We start from the raw sequence: 20,747 nt of genomic DNA on the forward strand, positions 1-20,747 counted from the left end.
CTCGGTACTGACTCGGTACAGATGGGAACCGGGTTGGCACTACGCACAGGAGAGTGCCAACGCCAACTCTAGGGGGTCCGCTGGCACTCGGTCAATCCGAGTGCCAGCGCGGTGGACCCGGTGCTGCACCTGGGAGGATCGGAGGATGGACGCCGCCGAACTCGCCCAGCTGCTCACCCCCGAGGGGATGGCCCTGCTCGACCGTACTCCGAGCGTGTCCGACGGCGGCGAGATCGTCCGGGTCGTCTCGCGGCTGCGCGCCGAGGGGCACGACCCCGGGCTCGTCGCGGCCGTCCTGACCCAGGCGAAGCTCCGGCAGAAGGCCGGCGCGAAGTTCGGACCGTTCGCCTCCCGCATGCTCTTCACCGAGGCCGGGCTCGAACAGGCCACCCGCCTCCAGGTCGCGGCGCAGCACGCCGGCCGGTTCGCCGCGGCCGGACTCACCCGCGTGGCCGACCTCGGCTGCGGGATCGGCGGGGACGCGATGGCGATGGCCGCGCTCGACCTCGACGTCACCGCCGTGGACCGCGACGAGGTCACCGCGGCGGTCGCGACACACAACCTCGCACCGTGGGATGCCGCGCGGGTGGAGCTCGGCGACGCCGCCGACTTCGACCTCACGCGGGTGGACGGTGTCTGGATGGACCCCGCGCGCCGGACCCCCGGCCACGGCGCCACCCGACGGCTCGCCGACCCGGACGACTGGTCGCCGTCGCTCGACACCGTGTTCGCCGCCGCCACCACGACCCCGACGGGCGTCAAGCTCGGGCCCGGCATCGACCGCGACCTCATCCCCGACACCGCCGAGGCGCAGTGGGTGTCCGTCGACCGCGAGGTCGTCGAACTCGCCCTCTGGTTCGGCCCGCTCGCCCGTCCCGGGGTGCGCCGAGCAGCGACGGTCATCGGAGCGCACGGCACGGCGGAGATGACCGGGGAAGCCGATGCGCCCGACGTCGAGGTCGGTGGACTCGGTGCGTACCTCTACGAGCCCGACGGAGCCGTCATCCGCGCCCGGCTGATCGGGGACCTCGCCCGGGCGGTCGACGGCCGCATGCTCTCCGACGGCATCGCGTACGTGACGTCGGACCGCGCGGTGACCACGCCGTTCGCGCAGGGGTTCCGCGTGGTCGACACGATGCCGCTCGACGTGAAGCAGCTCGCCGCCCGGCTGGCCGCGGACGACGTCGGCACGGTGGAGATCAAGAAGCGCGGGGTCGACGTCGACCCGGCGCAGTTCCGGAAGCGGCTGCGGCTGCGGGGACGCCGTTCCGTGACGCTCGTGCTCACCCGCCTGGAGGGACGTCACACCGCGGTCCTCTGCGAGCGGCTGGGTGCGGTGGCCGGTTAGGAACCCGCTGGACGACGACGGCCCCCGCGTGTGCGAGGGCCGTCGTCGTGCTGGTCCGGGAGGGCGGCGGTCAGAGGATGAACGCGCCGGTGCCCGAGGTGTCGTAGGAGTCGTACGAGCTTCGCGTGGCGATGGAGAAGGCGATGAGCGCGCCGACCCCGAGGATCCACAACCCGGTGAGGACCCAGCCTCCGATGATCCCGGCGAGCGCGAGACCTCGGCCGCCCTCGCCGGTCTGCTTGATCTTCCCGAGGGCGATGTGCCCCATGATCGCGCCGGCCGGGCTGGTCAGGATCACGATCGGCCAGATGAGGATGCCGGCGTAGGCGAACACGATCGACAGGATCGCGAGGGTGCTGGTCTTGGGTCGCTGCGCGTAGGGCTGGTACCCCGTGGACGCGTAGGGGCCCGAGTACGGCTGGGCGCCGTACTGCGGCGGGGCGTACTGGCCGTACTGCTGCTGGCCGCCGTACTGCTGGCTGCTGCCCTGCTGGTCGCCGTACGGCGACTGGCTGCCGGACTGCTGCTGGCCCGGTGCGGCGTACGGGTTGCCCGGCGCGGCGTACGGGTTGCCCGGCGCCGCGTACGGGTTGCTCGGCGCCGCGTACGGGTTGCTCGGCGCCGCGTACGGGTCCTGCTGCCCGTCGGTCCCCGAGCGCTGCGCCCACGGGTTCTCGGGCGGCTGCGGCGCACTCGGCGGCTGCGGCGCGCTCGGAGCCGCCCCCGGCGCGGACGTCGGATCGGACGCACGGGCGCCGTCTGGCTGCGACGATCCCGGTCGGCCGTCGTCAGCCTGCCCGTCGGACTGTCCCGGCCGCGGCCACTGGTTCTGATCGGACACCGTGTCCACCCCTCCCGGCGCCGCTCGACCGACGCCGGACCCCATCGTTCCACACGGGAGCAGGGTCCGCCCGGGACCTCAGACCTGGACGGTCGTGACCGGCAGCGTGGAGTCGGCGGCGATCCCGAGGTCGCTCGGCGCGTGCCCCTCGGCGACGAGTCGCGCCCCGACGGCCGCGATCATGGCGCCGTTGTCCGTGCAGAGGTCGAACGGCGGGATCCGCAGCTCGACGCCGGCGGCTGCACACCGCTCCGTCGCCACCGCTCGGAGCCGGGCGTTCGCGACGACGCCCCCGCCGAGCAGGAGCCGGTCGACGCCGGTGTCCCGGCAGGCGTTCAGGGCCTTCGTCACGAGGACGTCGACCACGGCCTCGCGGAAGGACGCCGCGACGTCGGCGACCGGGACCTCCCGGCCCTCGTCGCGGCACCGCTCCACCCAGCGGGCGACGGCGGTCTTCAGCCCGGAGAACGAGAAGTCGTAGCGGTGCGCCGCCATGTCCTTCGGCAGCGTCAGGCCGCGGGGGAACCGGATCGCCGTCGGGTCCCCGTCGGCTGCCGCCTTGTCGATCTGCGGGCCGCCCGGGTACGGCAGGCCGAGCAGCCGTGCGACCTTGTCGAACGCCTCACCCGCGGCGTCGTCGATCGTCTCGCCGAGCAGCTCGACGTCGCCGACGAGGTCGCGCACGAGCAGCAGCGACGTGTGCCCGCCGGACACCAGGAGCGCGACGGTCGGCAGCTCGATCTCGGAGCCGTCCGAGCGGAGGACGTCCGCGCCGACGTGCCCGACGAGGTGGTTGACGCCGTAGAGCGGCTTGCCGGTCGCCACCGCGAGGGCCTTCGCCGCTCCGACGCCGACCATGAGCGCGCCCGCGAGGCCGGGCCCTGCCGTCACCGCCACGGCGTCGAGCTCGTCGAGCGTGACCCCGGCCTGGTCGAGGGCCGCGGTCAGCGTCGGCGTCATCGCCTCGAGGTGCGCGCGCGCCGCGACCTCGGGCACGACGCCGCCGTAGCGCGCGTGCTCCTCCATGCTCGACGCGATGACGTTCGCGAGCAGCGTGGTCCCCCGGACGATGCCGACCCCGGTCTCGTCGCAGCTCGTCTCGATCCCGAGCACGAGTGGTTCAGCCATCGAGGGCCTCCTGTCCGATGGGTCCGACGGACCGGGTTCCGGCGGCCGGGGCGTCACTCGCTGCGGGCAGTTCCGCGCGCATGACCCAGGCGTCCACGCCGTCCGGCTGGTAGTAGCGCGGCCTCGTCGCGATGTGCTCGAAGCCGAAGCCGGTGTACATCGCCTGCGCGACCGGGTTGTCGGCGCGGACCTCGAGGAACACCTCGCGCACGCCGCGGCGACGGGCCTCGTCGAGGAGCTCGGTGAACAGTGCCCGGCCGATGCCCTGCCCGCGGTGCCCCGCGGCGACCGCGATCGTCTGCACGTCCGCGACCGGGTTGCCGGCCAGGGACGAGAGCCCGGCGTAGCCGACGACGGTCGGCGCAGCACCCTCGTCCACGGTCTCCACCACGACGTAGTACCCGTGCGGGGAGTACAGCTCGCCGGACATCTGCGACGCCGACCACGCGTCGGTCGGGAACGACACGTGCTCGAGCCACATGATGTCGTCGAGGTCCTGCGGGTGCGCCGGTCGGAGCCGCAACCCGTCGGGCAGCGCCGTCACCGGACGACCCGCTTCGGGGCTCCCGGCATCGTCACGTCGGGGTCGCGCAGGTAGAGCGCGGTGTCGTCCGCGAAGGGCGCACCGGACGCGAGCCGGTCCGCGGCGACCGCACCGAGCCTCCCGGCCGGGATCGCGACGGCGGTGACGCGCTCCCAGGTGGCCGCCTCCGGACTGGAGGCGCGGATCGCCTCGTCGAGGTCTGCCGGCTTGGCGAGGCCGGGACCAGCCACGCGGACGCCGTCGGCGTCGTACGCCGACCAGTAGACCTCGCGTCGGCGTGCGTCCGTCAGGACGACGACCGGGGTGGAGCCGGCCCGGTCCGCCGCGACCGCGTCGTGACTGACCACGGGCAGGACCGGGACGCCCCGCGCCGCGGCGAACGTGCGGGCCGCTGCGATGCCGACCCGGAGGCCGGTGAAGGGGCCGGGACCCGTCCCGGCGACGACACCGGTGACGTCCGCCGGGGTGACGCCGGCCTCGGCGAGGACCTCGGCGAGGAACGGTCCGATCACCTCGGCGTGCCGGCGGGAGTCATCGGTGCCGCGCTCGGCGAGCAACTGACGGGAGTCGGGGTCGACGACGGCCACGGAGGTCCCGGCGGAGGTGTCGATCGCGAGCAGCACCAGACCATCGTAGGCGCTCATCAGCCCGCCAAACACCGACAGAAAGGAGTCGCGCTTAGTTTTAGGTCTAGATGAATTCCTTCGATTACGACAAGCGCGATGCCACCGCAAGAAAACATGCCCCGAACTCACGGACTTTTGCATCTTGCCGAAGCCGAGACGCCATTGCGGTTTTTTGCTGAGCCGTCAGGCCACGACTGCGCTTCTGACGTTCGGCGATTTCCTTTTTAAGTGCTGAAAGAACTGTTTTACGGGCGCGGACGAGCCCCTCTGCATTGAGATTCATCACGCCATTGAGCACGACTTCAGCCTCAGCCGGAAGTCCCGACAGAGGGACCACACGACCATCACGTTCGACATACACGAGTTGCTCGGTAGGCCAGTCTCGGGGATTCCTGAACCTTTCGCAGATATCAATATCGCTCTTCGACTTGTCGCAAGTGAAATCTTGACCGGCGCGCTCGTTCCCATCACAACAAAGAAGTAGATTCCCCCATGAAACCGCAGCTTTCTCGTGGGAGCCTGAATGGCTGGCTCGCTCGCATTCGGCGCCCCAACAGTCGCTACTCTGTGGGTGAAAATGCTCGATACGAGTATTATGATTTGGCAAATCAGGATCGAGCAGGACTCGCTCACAGTAAGCGCAGCGCCTTCCTTGCTGCTCCCAGAGTGTCCGGCGAATCGAACTGTCCGAACCCAACTCCGGGTACGATGCGCCCTGCCTTCGGAGGGTCACCATGGATTGCGGCTCGGGGCGCGCGTCGATCTTGCGCATCAGACGTCCAGATCATCAAATGCCATGCTGGCATCTGCCTCTGCCAGCTTCGGTACGTTCGCCACGCCACCAAGTTCTTGATCCAATTCCTGGCGAAGTTCGGTCGCCTCACGCGACCGCCCCTGGCCCTGGTCGACCAGTTCGACGTAAGCATCGAGGAGATTATTGATTGGAAGATCGGGTTCGGGATCTGTGCCAAGCACTTTGTGCATCACGACATCGCTGCGCAGCCCAGCGGCGAAATCGACGCCACTAACCGCATTACCGTCGATGACTCTGATTGATTCGGCACGCACGGTCGACAACACCTGGGGACTATGCGTCGTCACAATGAATTGAATATTGGGAAATATCGACCGAAGCTGCGGAAGAATGCGCTGCTGCCAGGTGGGGTGCAAGTGCAAATCAACCTCATCGATGAGAACTATGCCACAAGCGCGGCGCAACAATTCCTCCGCCCCGATCCTCGGATTCGCCCGGGCGATACGACTCACTAGGTCAACAACGAGACCAACCGCGATCTTTATCCCACTTGACAGCGAGGACAACGGAAGCGTTCCGCGGATATCGTGTGTGATCGCTAGTTCCTCTACGATTGGGCTCCACTCAGGGTCTCGCCAGCCCGTATGCCGCAAAAGCTCATTGGCCGCCAAGGAAATAGCACGTAGCTGCTGACTTGCCGCTTCACCGCCAGAACCTCGTTTGTCGGCAGCAAATTCGGCCAGGGTCAAACCCTTGATGTAGGTTGATAGCCTGACCAGATCAGATTTGCCATCGAGAGCAGAGTCGTAGGCGCCGGATCGAGACCTTGAGATTGCTCCGGCGGCTCGCCGAACTCCAAGAAGCCGCTCGACTCCGTAGAGCGCGATGACTGGGAGCATAGGAGCGTTAGCTTCGGGGCTTTCTGAATCGCGCCAGACACGTTCCGCGATTCTACCGACCTCGGTGTACCGGTCCGCCCACGAGGTCCTGCCGCTTGCCGTAAGACGCACACGGCGCCACCAGGCCTCTTCACCGGCAAGAGTGCCCTCAACACGAGCCGACACCGGATATGTCGGCTCCATACGCGCTACGCTCGGCCCAGAATCGAGGTCGTACGGGACTTCCCGAGCATCTGCGCGCTTGAAGCCGAGGGTCGTTCCATCGAACTGCCGGAGCACGGTCGACAACATGACAGCGATTCCATCAAGGACGGCCGTCTTCCCCGTGCCGTTCACACCGACGAGAACTGTCAATGAAGGGTCAAAGTCCATCTCTAGGCGCTCGAAGCACCGGAAGTTCTCGAGGGTTAACTTGTCAAGGTGCCAGTCGCCGCCCGAAGCCATGCGTTTAGACTATGGCACGCGGGATACGGCGAGGGCGAAATCTGCGCCTGACGGGCCTCCTGCTGTGGGTAGCCAGCCTAGCCAGACCTCACAAGGGAGCGTCCGTCCATCGCGACCCGGTGCCCGTGACGATGACGCGCCTTGGCTCGTCGGTCACGTCGTCCGGGTCGAGGTCGTCGTCGGCTGCCGACTCACCTGCGCTTCCGGTCGCCCGGACGATCTCGACGTCGAGCACGTCCTCGGAGATGCCGTCGACGAACCCGCGGCCCCACTCGACCACGACGATCGAGCCGTCCCAGTCGAGGTCGAGGTCGTCGAGCTCCACGGGGTCGCTCAGCCGGTAGGCGTCGACGTGCACCAGGTCCGGGCCACTCGTGGTCGGGTGCGTCCGGGCGAGCACGAACGTCGGGCTCGACACCTGACCGCGTGCGCCGAGCGCCGCCCCGAGGCCCCGCGTCAGCGTGGTCTTGCCGGCACCGAGCGGCCCCGTCAGCACGACGAGGTCCCCCGCGCGCAGGACACCGGCGAGCCGGGCCCCGAGCTCGCCCATGGCGGCGGTCGAGTCGACCTCGATGTCGAGCAGGACGCGCGGCTCGGTCACCGCTCCCCCCGGAGGTACTCGGCGACGTGGCCCTCGGCGTCGTGCCCCTCGTACACGCGGGGCACGCGCGCGCCGATGCGGCAGACGATCTCCTCGCCGATGGTGTCGAGCGCCGCACCCCACTCGAGGACGGTCATCTCGGCGTGCTCGCCCGTACCGAACAGCGTGACGGTGTCACCGACCCGGACGTCGTCGTCGCCGACGTCGACGAGGAACTGGTCCATCGCGACCCGACCGGCGATCGGGTACCGCTTCCCGTTGATCGCGACCTCGAGCCGGCCCTGCGCGAGCCGGGGCACCCCGTCCGCGTAGCCCACGGGGACGAGCACGAGCGTGGTCTCCGTCGCCGTCCGGTACGTGTAGTCGTAGGAGACCCCTGTGCCGACGGGGACGCGCTTCGTCTTCGCGACGGCGGCACGGAGCGTCATCACGGCCTCGAGGCCGAGGTCGGCCGCGGAGACCCCGTCGGCGCCGGGGATGCCGAACAGGTTCGCGCCCATCCGGACCATGTCCTTCCGGAACTCCTTGCGCTCCAGTCCGGCGAGCGAGGCCGCCACGTGCTGCAGCGGGATGTCGAGCCCGGCGTCCTCGGCCTGCTCGACCGCGGCGTCGAAGGCCGCTACGGAGGCGCTGTCCTCGTCGTCGGAGGACTCTGCGAGGTGCGTGTACGCGGCGACGACCTCGATCCGGCCCGCGCGCTGCGCCTCGAGCGCGGCCGCCACGAGGTCCGGCCAGTGCTCCGGCGTCGCGCCGTCGCGGTGGAGTCCGGAGTCGAAGCCGAGGTGCACGCGCGCCGGACGGTGGTCGACGGCGTCGACGACCCGCTGCAGCTCGGGCACGTTCGAGACGCCGAGGTCGACGGCGGAGTCGATCGCGTCACGGAAGTCGAGGTCCGGGGCGTGCTGCCACGTGAACACCCGGACGGCCTCGTCGACCCCGATCGCCCGGAGCCGGAGCGCTGCCGGGACCGTGAGGACGCCGATCCACCGCACCCCGGCGTCGACCGCGGCGAGCGCGATGGGCTCGAGCCCGTGCCCGTAGGCGTCCGCCTTCATGATCGCCATGAGCTCGACGGGGTCCATCCATTCGCGCACGAGGTCGAGGTTCGACCGGTAGGCGTCGAGGTCCACCGCCGCCTGGCGCAGTGACGCGGTCACGTGGTCCTCCGTTCGACGCTGCGGCCGACGCGGGCCACGACCTCGTAGTTGATGGTGCCGATCGCCGCCGCCCACTCCTCGACCGCGGGGTCGCCGTTCGCCGGGTCGCCCCAGAGCACGACCTCGTCGCCGACCTGCACGTCGGCGTCGCCGATGTCGATGTGCATCGCGTTCATCGCGACCCGACCGACCACCGGGAACCGTCGGTCGCCGATGCGCACCGCGACGTGGTTGCCGAGCGCTCGGTCGAAGCCGTCCGCGTAGCCGAGCCCGATGACCGCGAGGCGGGTGTCCTGCTCGGCCCGCCAGGTGAAGCCGTAGCTCGCCCCCTCACCCGCGCGCACCGGGACGGTCCGGAGCACCGCGGCCGTGACGCGCATCGCCGGGCGGAGTCCGAGGTCGGCCGAGGTGCGGTCCGCGAACGGGCTCAATCCGTACAGCGCGACGCCGACCCGGGTGATGTCGCGCCGGGTCTCCGGCACGGCGATGCTCGCCGCACTCGCCGCGAGGTGGACCATGTCGGGCACGATGCCGTTCGCCGCGAGGCCGTCGAGCGCGCGCTGCAGTGCGGCGTCCTGGTCGAGGTCGTCCGCGCGCGAGGCGTTCGACAGGTGGGACATGAGCCCCTCGACACGGGTGCGGGAACCGCTGCGGGCGAGGCGCCCGGCGGTCTCGAAGAGCTCCGGCCACTCGGACTCGACCGCACCGTTGCGGCTCAGCCCGGTGTCGACGCAGACGTGCACGGCCCCCACCTCGGAGTCGGCCGCGGCGGAGAGCTGCGAGACGCTGGAGACCGCGGGCGTGATGTCGTACTGCGCCGCGCGGCGGAAGTCCTCGTCAGGGGCGTGCAGCCACGCGAGGATCCGGGTGCCCTCGTCGATGCCGGACTCGCGCAGGGCGATGCCCTCGTCGATGTCGGCCACCCCGAGCCACTCAGCACCGGCGTCCACGAACGCCCGTGCGGCGTCGGTGGCGCCGTGGCCGTAGGCGTTCGCCTTGACGACCGCGATGACGCCGGACGGGGCCACCTGTTCGGCGACCGTCGCGTAGTTGGCGATCAGGGCCTCCCGGTCGACCGTGATCCCGGTGAACGCGCTCACCGCGCGTCACCCACGACGGCCTGGAGGCACAGGTGCAGCCGCGCCGACCGGCGCGGCTCGAGCAAGTGGCTGGTCAATCCGGCTTCCCTTCGATGATCACGAACGCCGTCGCGATCCCTCCATCGTGCGACAGCGACAGGTGCACGTTCGTCACGCCACGCTGCTCCGCCACCCGCCGTGCGCCCTCGTGGAGGGTCAGGGACGGGTTCCGCTGGTCGTCCGCGACGACCTCGAGCTCCTGCCAGCTCAGTCCGGCGCTCGTGCCGAAGGCCTTGATGAGGGCCTCCTTCGCGGCGAAGCGCGCGGCCAACGAGGCGGGCGGGCGGGGCTCGCCGTCCCGCACGAGCTCCGCCGGGGTGAACAGGCGCGTCCGGAGCGCCGGGGTGCGCTCGAGCACACCCCGGAACCGCTCCAGGTCGACGACGTCCACCCCGATGCCGATGATCACGGTCGACTACTCGACGGTGACCGACTTCGCGAGGTTGCGCGGCTGGTCGACGTCGAGGCCCTTGGCCGCGGCGAGCTCCATGCCGAACATGTGCAACGGCGCGACCGCGAGCAGCGGCTCGAACAGCGGCGTCGCGAGCGGGATGCGCAGGACCTCGTCCGCGAAGGGCAGCACGGCGGCGTCCCCTTCCTCGGCGATGGCGATCACCCGGGCCCCGCGTGCGCGGATCTCCTGGATGTTCGACACGACCTTCGGGTGCAGCGAGCGGCTGTCGCGCGGCGAGGGCACGATCACGAAGACGATCTGGCCCGGCTCGATGAGGGCGATCGGCCCGTGCTTGAGCTCGCCCGCGGCGAAGCCCTCGGCGTGGATGTACGCGAGCTCCTTGAGCTTGAGCGCACCCTCGAGTGCGATCGGGTACCCGACGTGGCGGCCGAGGAAGAGCACGCTGCGGGTGTCCGCCATCCAGCGGGCGAGGTCCTTGATGCCGGACGCGTCGTCGATGGTCTGCTGCAGCTTCGGGGCGAGGCCCTCGAGCTCGGCGACCTGCTCGGCGATCTGTTCGGCCGTCAGGGTCCCGCGGAGGGTCGCGAGGTGGAGCCCGAGCAGGTACAGCGCGACGCCCTGGGCGATGAAGGCCTTCGTCGAGGCCACGGCGACCTCGGGCCCGGCGTGCGTGTAGATCACCGCGTCGGACTCGCGCGGGATCGTCGCACCCTGGGTGTTGCAGATCGAGAGGACCTGCGCACCCTGCTCGCGGGCGTACTTCACGGCCATGAGCGTGTCCATGGTCTCGCCCGACTGGCTGATCGAGACCACGAGCGTGCGGTCGTCGAGCACCGGGTCGCGGTACCGGAACTCGTGGGCGAGCTCGACCTCGACCGGGACGCGCGCCCACTGCTCGATGGCGTACTTGCCGAGGATGCCGGCGTACGCCGCGGTCCCGCAGGCGATGACGATGACGCGGTCGACCCGGGCGAGCCGGTCGGCGATCGGGTCGAGGTCCGTCAGGGTCACCGCGCCGTCGTGCACGCGGCCGAGGATCGTCTTCGCGACGGCCTCGGGCTCCTCGCTGATCTCCTTCGCCATGAACGACGTCCAGCCGCCCTTGTCGGCCGCGGACGCGTCCCAGTTCACCTCGAACTCGCTCGGCGTCGCCGGGGTGCCGTCGAAGTGGATGACGTCGACGCCGTCGGGACGGATCGTGGCGATCTCGTCCTGCCCGATCGCGAGGGCGCGCTGCGTGTGCGCGACGAACGCCGCCACGTCCGAGCCCATGAAGTTCTCGCCGTCGCCGAGCCCCACCACCAGCGGCGAGTTGCGGCGGGCGCCGACGACGACGCCCGGCTGGTCGGCATGCACGACGAGGAGCGTGAACGCGCCCTCGAGCCGCTGGACCGCCTGCTGCATGGCCGCCGTCAGGTCGCCGGTGTCGCGGAAGGACTTCGCGACCAGGTGGGCCGCGACCTCGGAGTCGGTCTCGCTGGTGAACGCGACGCCGTCGGACTCCAGCTCGGCGCGGAGCTCCGCGAAGTTCTCGATGATGCCGTTGTGGATGAGCGCGAGCTTGCCGCCGTCGGCCAGGTGCGGGTGCGCGTTGCCGTCGGTCGGGCCACCGTGCGTCGCCCACCGGGTGTGCCCGATGCCGGTGCCGCCGTCCGCGATCGGGTGCGCCTCGAGCTCGTCGACGAGGGCCTGGAGCTTGCCGGCCTTCTTCGCCGAGGCGAGGTCCGACGCGCCGTCCACGACGGCGATGCCCGCCGAGTCGTAGCCACGGTACTCGAGCCGACGGAGACCACCGAGGAGGACGTCCTGGCTGCTGTTGGTGCCGACGTAGCCCACGATTCCACACATGCGCTCGATCCTACGGTCTGGCTGGATGCCCACCCTGCATGCCCGCCACAAGAGGGATACCGTTTCGGCCATGGGACGCTTCGACGACATCGAGATCACGACGCTGCACGGTGAGCAGACCACGTTCGGGGAGTTCGCGGACAAGGCCGTCCTCGTCGTGAACGTCGCCTCCCGCTGCGGGCTGGCGCCGCAGTACGAGCAGCTCGAGGCGCTCCAGAAGGAGTACGGGCCGCGTGGGTTCACCGTCCTCGGCTTCCCGAGCAACCAGTTCCTGCAGGAGCTCGGCTCGTCCGAGGCCATCGAGGAGTACTGCTCCACAACCTGGGGTGTCACCTTCCCGATGTCCGAGAAGGTCAAGGTCAACGGCAAGGGCGCCCACCCGCTCTACCAGGCCCTCAAGGAGACCCCGGACGCCTCCGGCAAGGCCGGCCGTGTCTCGTGGAACTTCGAGAAGTTCCTCGTCGCGCCCGACGGCACCGTCACGCGCTTCCGTCCGACCACCAAGCCGGACGCCCCCGAGGTCGTCGCCGCCATCGAGGCGGCCCTGCCCGCCTGACGGTGCTGACGGTGCTGACGGTGCTGACGGGAGGCGCGGTGCACGTGAGCCGGTCGGCTCACGTGATCAGGGCCTCCCGTCGGTACGCTCGTCCCCATGCCGATCACGGACACCGCCGTCGCGCACCCGACCCCCTTCGTGGAGATCCCCCGCGACGAGTGGGCGCAGCTCGCCCCGAAGGAGCACCTGTCGCTCACCGAGACCGAGATCGTGCAGCTGCGCGGGCTCGGCGACCGGTTGGACATGCGGGAGGTGCAGGAGGTCTACCTGCCGTTGTCGCGCCTCCTGACGCTGTACGCCGCCGGCGCCCGCAACCTGCACGCGTCGACCTCCGCCTTCCTCGGGGAACGCGCGAGCCGGACGCCGTTCGTCATCGGCGTCGCGGGCTCGGTCGCCGTCGGCAAGTCCACCGTCGCGCGCCTGCTCCGTGAGCTGACCAAGCGCTGGCCGGACACCCCGCGCGTGGAACTCGTCACCACCGACGGGTTCCTCTACCCGAACGCCGAACTCGAACGCCGCGGGATCATGGACCGCAAGGGCTTCCCGGAGTCGTACGACCGCCGATCGCTGCTCCGCTTCGTCAGCCAGGTCAAGAGCGGGGCCGCCGAGGTCCGGGCGCCGTTCTACTCGCACCTCGTGTACGACATCGTGCCCGACGCCGAGGTCGTCGTCCGACAGCCGGACGTCCTCATCGTCGAGGGACTGAACGTGCTCGCGGCGCCGACGAACGGGCGGCTCGCGCTGTCCGACCTGTTCGACTTCACCATCTACGTCGACGCGAAGACCAAGGACATCGAGTCCTGGTACGTCGACCGGTTCCTCGCTCTGCAGGAGGAAGCGTTCTCCAGTCCGGACTCGTTCTTCCACCGCTTCGCCTCGCTCTCCCGCGAGGACGCGGTGCGTACGGCGACCGAGGTGTGGCGGGCGATCAACGAGCCGAACCTCGTCGAGAACGTGCTGCCGACGCGCTCCCGGGCCACGCTCGTGCTCAAGAAGGGCGCGAACCACAAGGTCAACTCGGTGCTGCTCCGGAAGATCTGAGCGAGCGCCGCACACGCGGTGCCGCCGGCCTGCGCACAACCAAAGACCCCCGGAACCACTGCATCGCGCGGTTCCGGGGGTCTTTGGTTGTGCGGCGGAGATTCGCGCCGGGCACCGCTCCAGCAGGGCGGACCCTACGCGGCGTCCTCGATCGCGAGCCGCGCGCGTACGACGTCGGCGAGGTCCTCGGCGATGCGCTCGGCATCGGCCTGGGACGCCGCCTCGACCATGACCCGCACGACGGGCTCGGTGCCGGACGGCCGCAGGAGCACCCGTCCGGAGTCGCCGAGCGCGGCGGTGTGCGCCGCGACCGCGTCCTGCACGCCCTGGTCGTCGAGCCCCGTCCGGTCGACACCGCGCACGCTGAGGAGCACCTGCGGGAACACCGTCATGCACGCGGCGAGCTCGGCCAGCGACTTGCCGGTGCGTGCCATCTCGGCGACGAGGTGCAGTCCGGTGAGGATGCCGTCGCCGGTGGTGGCGAACTCGTTGAGGATGACGTGGCCGGACTGCTCGCCGCCGATCGAGAAGCCGCCCTCGTTCATGCGCTCGAGCACGTACCGGTCACCCACGGCGGTCTGCTCGACCGCGATGCCGTTGTCCGACATGGCCCGGATGAGCCCGAGGTTCGACATGACGGTCGCGACGAGCGTGTCGTCGTGGAGCTGCCCGCGCTCCTTGAGCGACAGCGCGAGGATCGCCATGATCTGGTCGCCGTCGATCTGGTTGCCGGCGGCGTCCACCGCGAGGCAGCGGTCGGCGTCGCCGTCGTGCGCGATGCCGACGTCGGCGCCGGCCTCGAGCACCGCGCGAGCGAGGTTGTCGAGGTGCGTCGAGCCCACACCGTCGTTGATGTTCACGCCGTTCGGGTCGGCACCGATCACGGTGATCTTGGCCCCGGCGTTGTGGAACACCTCGGGCGAGACCGCCGACGCGGCCCCGTTGGCGCAGTCGAGCACGACGTGGATGCCGTCGAGCCGGGCCGGGAGCGTGCCGAGCAGGTGCACGACGTAGCGGTCCTCGGCGTCCGCGAAGCGGGTGATCCGGCCGACGTCGCCGCCGGTCGGGGTCGGCGCCGAGTGGTCGTGCATGGCCGCCTCGATGCGGTCCTCGACCTCGTCGGGCAGCTTGCGGCCACCGGCGGCGAAGAACTTGATCCCGTTGTCGGGCGCCGGGTTGTGCGACGCGGAGATCATCACGCCGAAGTCGGCGTCGATGTCCGCGACGAGGAACGCGGCAGCAGGGGTGGGGATGACCCCGGCGTCGAGCACGTCGACGCCGGCGGAGGCGAGCCCGGCTGCGACGGCAGCACCGAGGAACTCGCCGGAGACGCGCGGGTCGCGCGCCAGGACCGCGCGGGGACGCGGTCGACCGGACGCACGGCGGGCGTCCGCATGGTGTCCGTGTGTGAGCACGGCCGCGCTGGCCTGGGCGAGACCCAGAGCCAGCGCGGCCGTCAGCTCGCCGTTGGCGAGACCACGAACACCGTCGGTACCGAACAGACGCGGCATTGCGATCGGGTTCGGCGAGCGACTAGCGCTTCGAGAACTGCGACGCCTTGCGGGCCTTCTTGAGACCGGCCTTCTTGCGCTCGATGACGCGGGCGTCACGGGTGAGGAAGCCGGCCTTCTTGAGCGCCGGGCGGTTGTTCTCGCGGTCGATCTCGTTCAGCGCACGCGCGATCGCGAGGCGGAGCGCACCGGCCTGACCCGAGGGGCCACCACCGGTGATGCGGGCGGTGACGTCGTAGGCGCCGAGGAGCTCGAGCACCTTGAACGGGTCGTTGATCAGCTGCTGGTGCAGCTTGTTCGGGAAGTAGTCCTCGAGCGTGCGGCCGTTGACCGTGAACGCGCCGCCACCGGGGACGAGGCGCACGCGGGCGATGGCCTCCTTGCGGCGCCCGACGGCACCGCCCGAGACGTTGAGGATCTGGCGGGGAGCGGCCTCGGCAGCGGCGGGTGCGCTCTCCGTGGTGAAGCTCTCCGGGGTCTGGTCGAGGGAGTCAGCGATCTGTGCCATGAGTTGTATCAGTCCTTGAAGTCGTCGTGGCCGTCGTTACTGCGCGACCTGGTCGAAGGTGTACGCCTTGGGCTGCTGCGCGGCGTGCGGGTGCTCCGCGCCGGCGTAGACCTTCAGCTTCTTGAGCTGCTCACGGCCGAGGGTGTTCTTCGGCAGCATGCCGCGGATCGCCTTCTCGACGGCGCGGGTCGGGTGCTTCTCGAGCATCTCCGGGTAGGAGGTCGCCGTGAGGCCGCCCGGGTAGCCCGAGTGACGGTAGTAGACCTTCTTGGCGAGCTTGGAGCCGGTGAGGGCGACCTTGTCCGCGTTGATGATGATGACGTAGTCACCCATGTCCATGTGCTGGGCGAAGGTGGCCTTGTGCTTGCCGCGCAGGAGCGCAGCCGCGTGGGTGGCGAGGCGGCCGAGGACGACGTCGGTCGCGTCGATGACGATCCAGTCGTGCTGGACGTCTGCCGGCTTCGGGGAGAACGTACGAGTCACAGGAGTGCTGCTTTCGTGTCGAGGTGAGGAGTCCGTGAATCCCGCTCCGGTGGGTGTTCCCCGCACGATGCACGTGGAACTGCCCGGTGGAGGGCTCATCTGACTGTCCGGCGCACGGGGCGCGCAGACCAAGGTGAGAGCCTACCCGACGCGGCTCGCGTTGTCGAACGCGCGCCGAGATGGACGGGAGGCACGGTGCCAGCTGGCACCGCGCCTCCAGTCCGTCAGGTGGTTCCGTCCGTCAGGACGGCCGTCAGCCGAAGAGGCCGCGCAACCAGGCGATCAGGGCCGCGATGGCGGCCGCGACCGGTCCGGCGCCGTGGCCGGGCTTCCCGGGTCCGTCACCGGGCTTCCCCGGACCGTCGCCGGGCTTCCCGGGCTGCCCGACGCCCGGCAGGTCGATGCCCACCAGGATCGGGTCGTGGTCGCTCGCGCGGTACACGTCGTCGCGGTACAGGTCCGTGACGTTGTAGTCGTAGCGCGAGTACTCGAGCCCCACCGACTCGACCGAGTTGATGTTCCAGATGTCCACGCCCGTCACGGTCTTCAGGGCCGCCTTCGACGCGAACACGTGGTCGAGCGAACCGCTCAGGCCACCGAACACGTACGACCACTCGGTCGGGTCCTCGGCCGGGCCGAGGTCCGTGTACCCGGCGTCGTCGAGGACCCGCACCGGGTCCTCCTGGCTGTAGGCGTTGAAGTCGCCGAGCATGAACACCTTGTCGGTGCCCGCCGTCTTCTGCATCGCGGTCGAGAACGCCACGAGCGCCTTCGACTGCGCGACGCGCGAGGCGTTCGACGCGCCCTGGCCGTCGCCCTGGTCGGCGTCGGCTCCCGTGCCGGACCCCTTCGACTTGAAGTGGTTCGCGATGACGAGGAACGTGTCCGCCTTCTTCGGCTTCTCGACGCCCTTGCCCTTGCCGGGCTTCGCCACGACGGGGGCGAAGGCCTGGGCGAGCGGCTGACGGGCGTTCGCGAACGCGTCGGAGTCGGTCAGGATCGTCGACCCACCGACCGGCTGCACGCGGTCCTGCTTGTAGATGAGCGCGAGACGGATGACGTCCTCGCTGGCCGGGAGCTTCGCCGGCGACTTCGCGTACGCCCAGGTGTCCTTGCCGGTCGCCGCGTTCAGGGCGGACACGAGGGTCGCCACGGCGGCGTCACGGTCCTGGCCGAAGCGGGCCGAGTTCTCGATCTCCTCGAGCGAGACGACGTCGGCGCCGAGCCCGTTGATCGCCTTGACGATCTTCACCTGCTGGCGGGCGAGGTCGTCGGCGTTCGCGGCACCGCGGGCGTCGCACCCACCGCGCACCGTCACGGGGTCGCCGTCGCGGTCGGTGTAGTACGTGCAGCCGGCGAGCTGGTCGCCGGTGGTCGGGAAGTAGTTCAGGACGTTGAAGCCGGCGAGACGGATGTCGCCGCCGACGTTCTCCGGCGCGCTCGTGCGGACGTTCGAGAACGACGCCGGCAGGTCGGCCGCCGGGGTGGCACCGGTGATCGGCGAGGTCGGCTGGAACTTCCACGCGTCGTTGCGGTAGTCGAGGACGACCGGCTCGCGGAAGGCCGCGGCGGCGCCGACGGTGACCGGGCCCTGGGTCAGCCAGGAGACCGGGACCGACTGGTTCGCGGCGCTGAGGAAGTTCGTGCTGGCACCGTCGTCGAGGACGACCGTGCGCGCCGCGTTGTCCGCGGTCACGGCAGCGGCCTCGGCGCTGCCCGGACGCGCGACCTCGGTCGGCTGGAGCAGGCGCTGCTTCCCGGCCGCCAGGACGATCTCGCCGTACTGGTTGGTCGTGTAGTTGTCCGCGACCGTGTAGTCGCCCTGCGGAGCGATGAGCATGCTCTCGAGCGACTCACGCTGGGCGTCCGTGCGCGGGAAGGTGAGCGTGGCGGGGACGGGCGCCGCGACGCCCGCCTTCGGGAGCTGCTCGAGTCCGGCTGCGGTCGGCACCGTGAGCTCGGTCAGACCGTTGAACTCGGAGACCGTCCCGGTCAGCCGGACCGCGTCGCCGACCGCGACCTTCGCTGCGGTCGCGGCGGAGTACACGAAGACCGCGTCGGACGCGGTGTGCGTCGACAGGTCGAGCGCGCCGCCGGTGCCCGCGGTCTGGATCGTGTAGCCGGCGAACCCACCGGTCGCGTAGACCGCGGTGACGACCCCGTCGGTGCGGACGGTCCCGCCGACGTACGGCGAGGTGTCGCTCGTCCCCTGCAACTGCGCGATGGTGACCTGCTCGGCCGGTGTCGTCGGCGTGCCCGGGTCGGTTGGGTCGGTCGGGTCCGTCGGGTCCGTCGGGTCCGTCGGCTGCGTCGTCTCGCCGGCGGCGTTCTCCGGTGTGATCGTGCCGGTCACCGTGAAGTCGGCCGCGTTCGAGTCGGTGTCGGCCGTGCCCGTGCGGGTCAGGGCGTCGGGGACGGAGTTGGCGGTGCCGGTCGTCCTGACCGCGGTCTCGAAGGTGTTCGACGTCCCGTAGCCGAGCAGGTCGACGACACCGGGCGTGCCGGTGGTCACCGCGCCGGCGGGCAGGGTCAGCGCGGTCGCCTGGTCGGCCAGCAGGAGCGTGCCCGTCGACCCGGACGGGTTGAGCCCGGTGACGGCGTCCGGCTCCGGGAGTGCCTCACCGTTCGTGCCGTTCGAGCCCATCTGCACGAGGTAGGTGCCGTGCGCAGGCACCGACCCGGCGAGCTTGCCGACCGACGGGGCACCCGTGCTCGTCGCGGCACGGTACTGGACCGACCACCCGTCGACGCTGATCGGGGCGTCGGTGGGGTTGCCGAGCTCGACGAACTTGTCGGTGAACGGCTGGTTCGCGCTGCCGCCCTTGAGGTAGGCCTCCTGGATGACGAGGCCGGTGCCGTCGGGGTTCGCGGACGCCGGGGCGGTCGCGACGAGCGGTGCGGCGAGGAGGGCTGCGGCGGTGACGGTGCACACCAGTGTGCGACGCGCCACCCCCGCGGAGCGTTCGGTTCGGAGCATGGTGACCTTCGCGTTCGTGGGTTGGCTCCCCCCGGTCGGGGGGCAACGACCCTCGGAACCTACCTGCCTGACCGGTCCCTCAGGTTGCGGTCAGGTAAATGATTGCGTCCCGGAACGATCTACGCCGCGCTCCGCCCGTGGTCCGCGCGGTCCGCGCGGTCCGGGGTCCGCGCGGCCAGTGGTCTGTGCGGCCCGCGCGGGTGCGGTCAGGACGCGACGGGCACCCACGACCGTCCGACACGGTGCACGGCGGGCCCGTGTCCCGGGAGCAGGATCCCGGGGATCGGCAGCGCCCGCGCCGACTCGAGCGCCCGGTCCTGGTCGGCCGTGAAGAACGGCGTGATCATCCGCGGCCGCGGGACCCAGGACGCTGGCTGCGTGTCGTGCCGCGAGACGACGGCGTCGCCGGTCACGACGGCGTCGGCGGCGGGCAGGAGGTACGCGGTCGACCCGGCCGTGTGGCCGTCCGCGGGCAGCGGGGTGATCGCCCGTCCCGCGAAGTCCGCCGCGGTGAAGGCCCGTACCGTGGGCACCTCGGTCGGACGGAGGGCGTCGGAGCCGAGCGCCCGCACGAGCCACCGCAGCACCCGCGGCGCCGCCAGCCGGCCGCCGATCTCGGCCGGGGTCACCTGCTGCCGGCCGGGTCCGCGGACGTTGTCGACCTCGTCCGCGTGGGCCAGGACCTCGACGTGCGGGAACCGCTCGAGGATCCCGGGGATGCCGCCGACGTGGTCGACGTGCCCGTGCGTGACGTAGACCCGGCGCAGGTCGTCCAGGTCGTGCCCCGCCCACCGCACGGTGTCGAGGACGAGGTCGGTGTCCGCGGGGTAGCCCGCGTCGATCAGGGAGACGCCGTCCTCCTCGGCGAGCACCACCCAGTTCGACACCGGCCCCTCGACGAAGACCACGCCGGGGGCGACGGACACGACGGAGCGGGCGGTGCGGGAGCTCATCCCCCGACCGTACCGGCGTCGGGGGCGTCAGCGGGTCCGTCGTCGGTCCGGCGGGCGCGGGTCTGCTCGGCCCGTGCCGCGAGCTCGTCGTCGGCGGGGTAGCCGACCTCGGTGAGGGTGAGTCCGCGGGCGGGCGCGACCGTGAACTCGCTCGTGCGCTGCTGCGCCGTCCGCAGTTCCTCGAGGCGCTCCGCGCCGAAGCGGCCCTCGCCGACCGCGATGGTCGCCCCGACCATCGCGCGCACCATGGAGTGGCAGAAGGCATCGGCCTGGAGGCTCGCCACCAGTGTGCCGTCCGGCTCGCGGTCCCAGCGGAACTCCTGGAGCGTCCGGATCGTCGTCGCGCCCTCACGCGGCTTGCAGAAGGTCGCGAAGTCGTGCAACCCGAGCAGCGTCAGCGCACCGCGCTCCATCGCCGCGGGGTCGAGACGCGTCGGGTGCCACGTCGTGTGCCCCCGTCGTCGTGGGTCGCGGGGGCTGTCGGCGTCCGCGACCCGGTACTGGTAGCGGCGCCAGAGCGGCGAGAACCGGGCGTCGAACCCCTCGGGCGCGACCGATGCCCGCGTGACCACGACGTCCCCGTCCGGGGCCGCGATGCCGTTGACGCGCTTCACGAGCCCGTCCAGCGGCGAGCGCCCGGTGCTGCCGCGCTTGGCACGGAGGGCATCCCACTGCTCCGGGGCGAGGTCGAGGTGCGCGACCTGGCCGGTGGCGTGGACGCCGGCGTCGGTGCGACCGGCGACGGTGAGGAGCGGCGGTTCGCCCCAGCGGGTGAAGACCGTGGCGAGCGCGGTCTCGAGCGCCCCCTGGACGGTCCGGAGCCCCGGCTGTCGCGCCCACCCCGAGAACGCCGCGCCGTCGTAGGCGATGTCGAGCCGCAGCCGCACGCCGTCGGGGTTCTCGGTGTCGCTCACGCCCCCACGGTAGCGGTGTCAGCGGCGCGTCAGTGGCGTGTGAGCGGTCGGCGGCACGAT

Annotated in this window: 20 protein-coding genes; 3 read left to right on the forward strand and 17 right to left on the reverse strand. The window is 70.9% G+C overall.

Going from position 1 to position 20,747, the window contains the following annotated elements:
* Nucleotides 1–145: 145 nt before the first annotated feature.
* Nucleotides 146–1,348: a class I SAM-dependent methyltransferase gene (locus MON03_RS15775; RefSeq protein WP_022904626.1), complete on the forward strand. Its 1,203-nt coding sequence runs from the start codon at nt 146–148 to the stop codon at nt 1,346–1,348.
* Nucleotides 1,349–1,418: 70 nt separating this feature from the next.
* Here the strand turns inward: MON03_RS15775 and MON03_RS15780 are convergent, their stop codons facing one another.
* The 11 genes from MON03_RS15780 to glmS form a co-directional block, all read right to left on the reverse strand.
* The gene (locus MON03_RS15780; RefSeq protein WP_242089408.1) at nt 1,419–2,189 is read right to left on the reverse strand and encodes a DUF4190 domain-containing protein; all 771 of its coding nucleotides are present in this window, start codon (nt 2,187–2,189) and stop codon (nt 1,419–1,421) included.
* Between the two features lie 78 nt (nt 2,190–2,267).
* Nucleotides 2,268–3,317 carry a tRNA (adenosine(37)-N6)-threonylcarbamoyltransferase complex transferase subunit TsaD gene (gene tsaD, locus MON03_RS15785; protein ID WP_242089410.1) on the reverse strand — a complete coding sequence of 350 codons (1,050 nt, stop codon included), beginning with the start codon at nt 3,315–3,317 and terminating at the stop codon, nt 2,268–2,270.
* Nucleotides 3,310–3,861, reverse strand: coding sequence for a ribosomal protein S18-alanine N-acetyltransferase (gene rimI / locus MON03_RS15790; RefSeq protein ID WP_229727876.1), 552 nt, complete (start codon nt 3,859–3,861; stop codon nt 3,310–3,312). Before rimI ends, tsaD begins: the two co-directional genes overlap by 8 nt.
* The gene (gene tsaB / locus MON03_RS15795) at nt 3,858–4,484 is read right to left on the reverse strand and encodes a tRNA (adenosine(37)-N6)-threonylcarbamoyltransferase complex dimerization subunit type 1 TsaB (RefSeq protein WP_242091479.1); all 627 of its coding nucleotides are present in this window, start codon (nt 4,482–4,484) and stop codon (nt 3,858–3,860) included. Before tsaB ends, rimI begins: the two co-directional genes overlap by 4 nt.
* Nucleotides 4,485–4,569: 85 nt before the next feature.
* A complete protein-coding gene (locus MON03_RS15800; RefSeq protein WP_242089413.1) occupies nt 4,570–5,259 on the reverse strand; it encodes an HNH endonuclease family protein in 690 nt (229 codons plus the stop codon).
* Nucleotides 5,259–6,584 carry an AAA family ATPase gene (locus MON03_RS15805; RefSeq protein WP_242089414.1) on the reverse strand — a complete coding sequence of 442 codons (1,326 nt, stop codon included), beginning with the start codon at nt 6,582–6,584 and terminating at the stop codon, nt 5,259–5,261. The genes MON03_RS15800 and MON03_RS15805 overlap by 1 nt, the downstream gene beginning before the upstream one ends.
* Nucleotides 6,585–6,672: 88 nt before the next feature.
* A complete protein-coding gene (tsaE, locus tag MON03_RS15810; protein ID WP_502798677.1) occupies nt 6,673–7,185 on the reverse strand; it encodes a tRNA (adenosine(37)-N6)-threonylcarbamoyltransferase complex ATPase subunit type 1 TsaE in 513 nt (170 codons plus the stop codon).
* Nucleotides 7,182–8,342 (reverse strand): alanine racemase, encoded by a 1,161-nt coding sequence (gene alr, locus MON03_RS15815; protein WP_242089416.1) that lies wholly within the window; start codon nt 8,340–8,342, stop codon nt 7,182–7,184. The genes tsaE and alr (MON03_RS15815) overlap by 4 nt, the downstream gene beginning before the upstream one ends.
* Complete coding sequence (gene alr / locus MON03_RS15820; RefSeq protein ID WP_242089418.1) at nt 8,339–9,442, reverse strand: alanine racemase; 1,104 nt, start codon at nt 9,440–9,442, stop codon at nt 8,339–8,341. The genes alr (MON03_RS15815) and alr (MON03_RS15820) overlap by 4 nt, the downstream gene beginning before the upstream one ends.
* 73 nt (nt 9,443–9,515) lie before the next feature.
* Nucleotides 9,516–9,890, reverse strand: a complete 375-nt coding sequence (locus MON03_RS15825) for a holo-ACP synthase (RefSeq protein WP_022904631.1) — start codon at nt 9,888–9,890, stop codon at nt 9,516–9,518.
* A gap of 6 nt (nt 9,891–9,896) precedes the next feature.
* Nucleotides 9,897–11,744, reverse strand: coding sequence for a glutamine--fructose-6-phosphate transaminase (isomerizing) (glmS, locus tag MON03_RS15830; RefSeq protein ID WP_242089420.1), 1,848 nt, complete (start codon nt 11,742–11,744; stop codon nt 9,897–9,899).
* 70 nt (nt 11,745–11,814) lie between these two features.
* Here glmS and MON03_RS15835 point away from each other — a divergent pair, with 70 nt between their 5' ends.
* Nucleotides 11,815–12,300, forward strand: a complete 486-nt coding sequence (locus tag MON03_RS15835; protein ID WP_022904633.1) for a glutathione peroxidase — start codon at nt 11,815–11,817, stop codon at nt 12,298–12,300.
* A gap of 96 nt (nt 12,301–12,396) precedes the next feature.
* On the forward strand, nt 12,397–13,341 hold the full coding sequence (coaA, locus tag MON03_RS15840) for a type I pantothenate kinase (RefSeq protein WP_242089422.1): 945 nt from the start codon (nt 12,397–12,399) through the stop codon (nt 13,339–13,341).
* A gap of 134 nt (nt 13,342–13,475) precedes the next feature.
* On the opposite strand, the gene glmM is transcribed toward coaA, so the two are convergent.
* The 6 genes from glmM to truA all read right to left on the reverse strand — a co-directional run bounded on the left by glmM (nt 13,476) and on the right by truA (nt 20,687).
* Nucleotides 13,476–14,852 (reverse strand): phosphoglucosamine mutase, encoded by a 1,377-nt coding sequence (gene glmM, locus MON03_RS15845; RefSeq protein ID WP_242089424.1) that lies wholly within the window; start codon nt 14,850–14,852, stop codon nt 13,476–13,478.
* A gap of 22 nt (nt 14,853–14,874) precedes the next feature.
* Nucleotides 14,875–15,360, reverse strand: a complete 486-nt coding sequence (gene rpsI, locus MON03_RS15850) for a 30S ribosomal protein S9 (protein WP_175328271.1) — start codon at nt 15,358–15,360, stop codon at nt 14,875–14,877.
* 36 nt (nt 15,361–15,396) lie between these two features.
* Nucleotides 15,397–15,843, reverse strand: coding sequence for a 50S ribosomal protein L13 (gene rplM, locus MON03_RS15855; RefSeq protein ID WP_022904636.1), 447 nt, complete (start codon nt 15,841–15,843; stop codon nt 15,397–15,399).
* A 253-nt stretch (nt 15,844–16,096) separates the two neighbouring features.
* Nucleotides 16,097–18,820: an ExeM/NucH family extracellular endonuclease gene (locus MON03_RS15860; protein WP_242089426.1), complete on the reverse strand. Its 2,724-nt coding sequence runs from the start codon at nt 18,818–18,820 to the stop codon at nt 16,097–16,099.
* A 206-nt stretch (nt 18,821–19,026) separates the two neighbouring features.
* A complete protein-coding gene (locus tag MON03_RS15865) occupies nt 19,027–19,773 on the reverse strand; it encodes an MBL fold metallo-hydrolase (protein ID WP_175328273.1) in 747 nt (248 codons plus the stop codon).
* Entirely contained in the window at nt 19,770–20,687 is a 918-nt protein-coding gene (gene truA / locus MON03_RS15870) for a tRNA pseudouridine(38-40) synthase TruA (RefSeq protein ID WP_242089428.1), read from the reverse strand. The genes MON03_RS15865 and truA overlap by 4 nt, the downstream gene beginning before the upstream one ends.
* Between the last annotated feature and the right edge of the window lie 60 nt (nt 20,688–20,747).

The sequence above is a fragment of the Curtobacterium sp. DN_7.5 genome (assembly GCF_022655355.1).
Taxonomy (GTDB): domain Bacteria; phylum Actinomycetota; class Actinomycetes; order Actinomycetales; family Microbacteriaceae; genus Curtobacterium; species Curtobacterium luteum.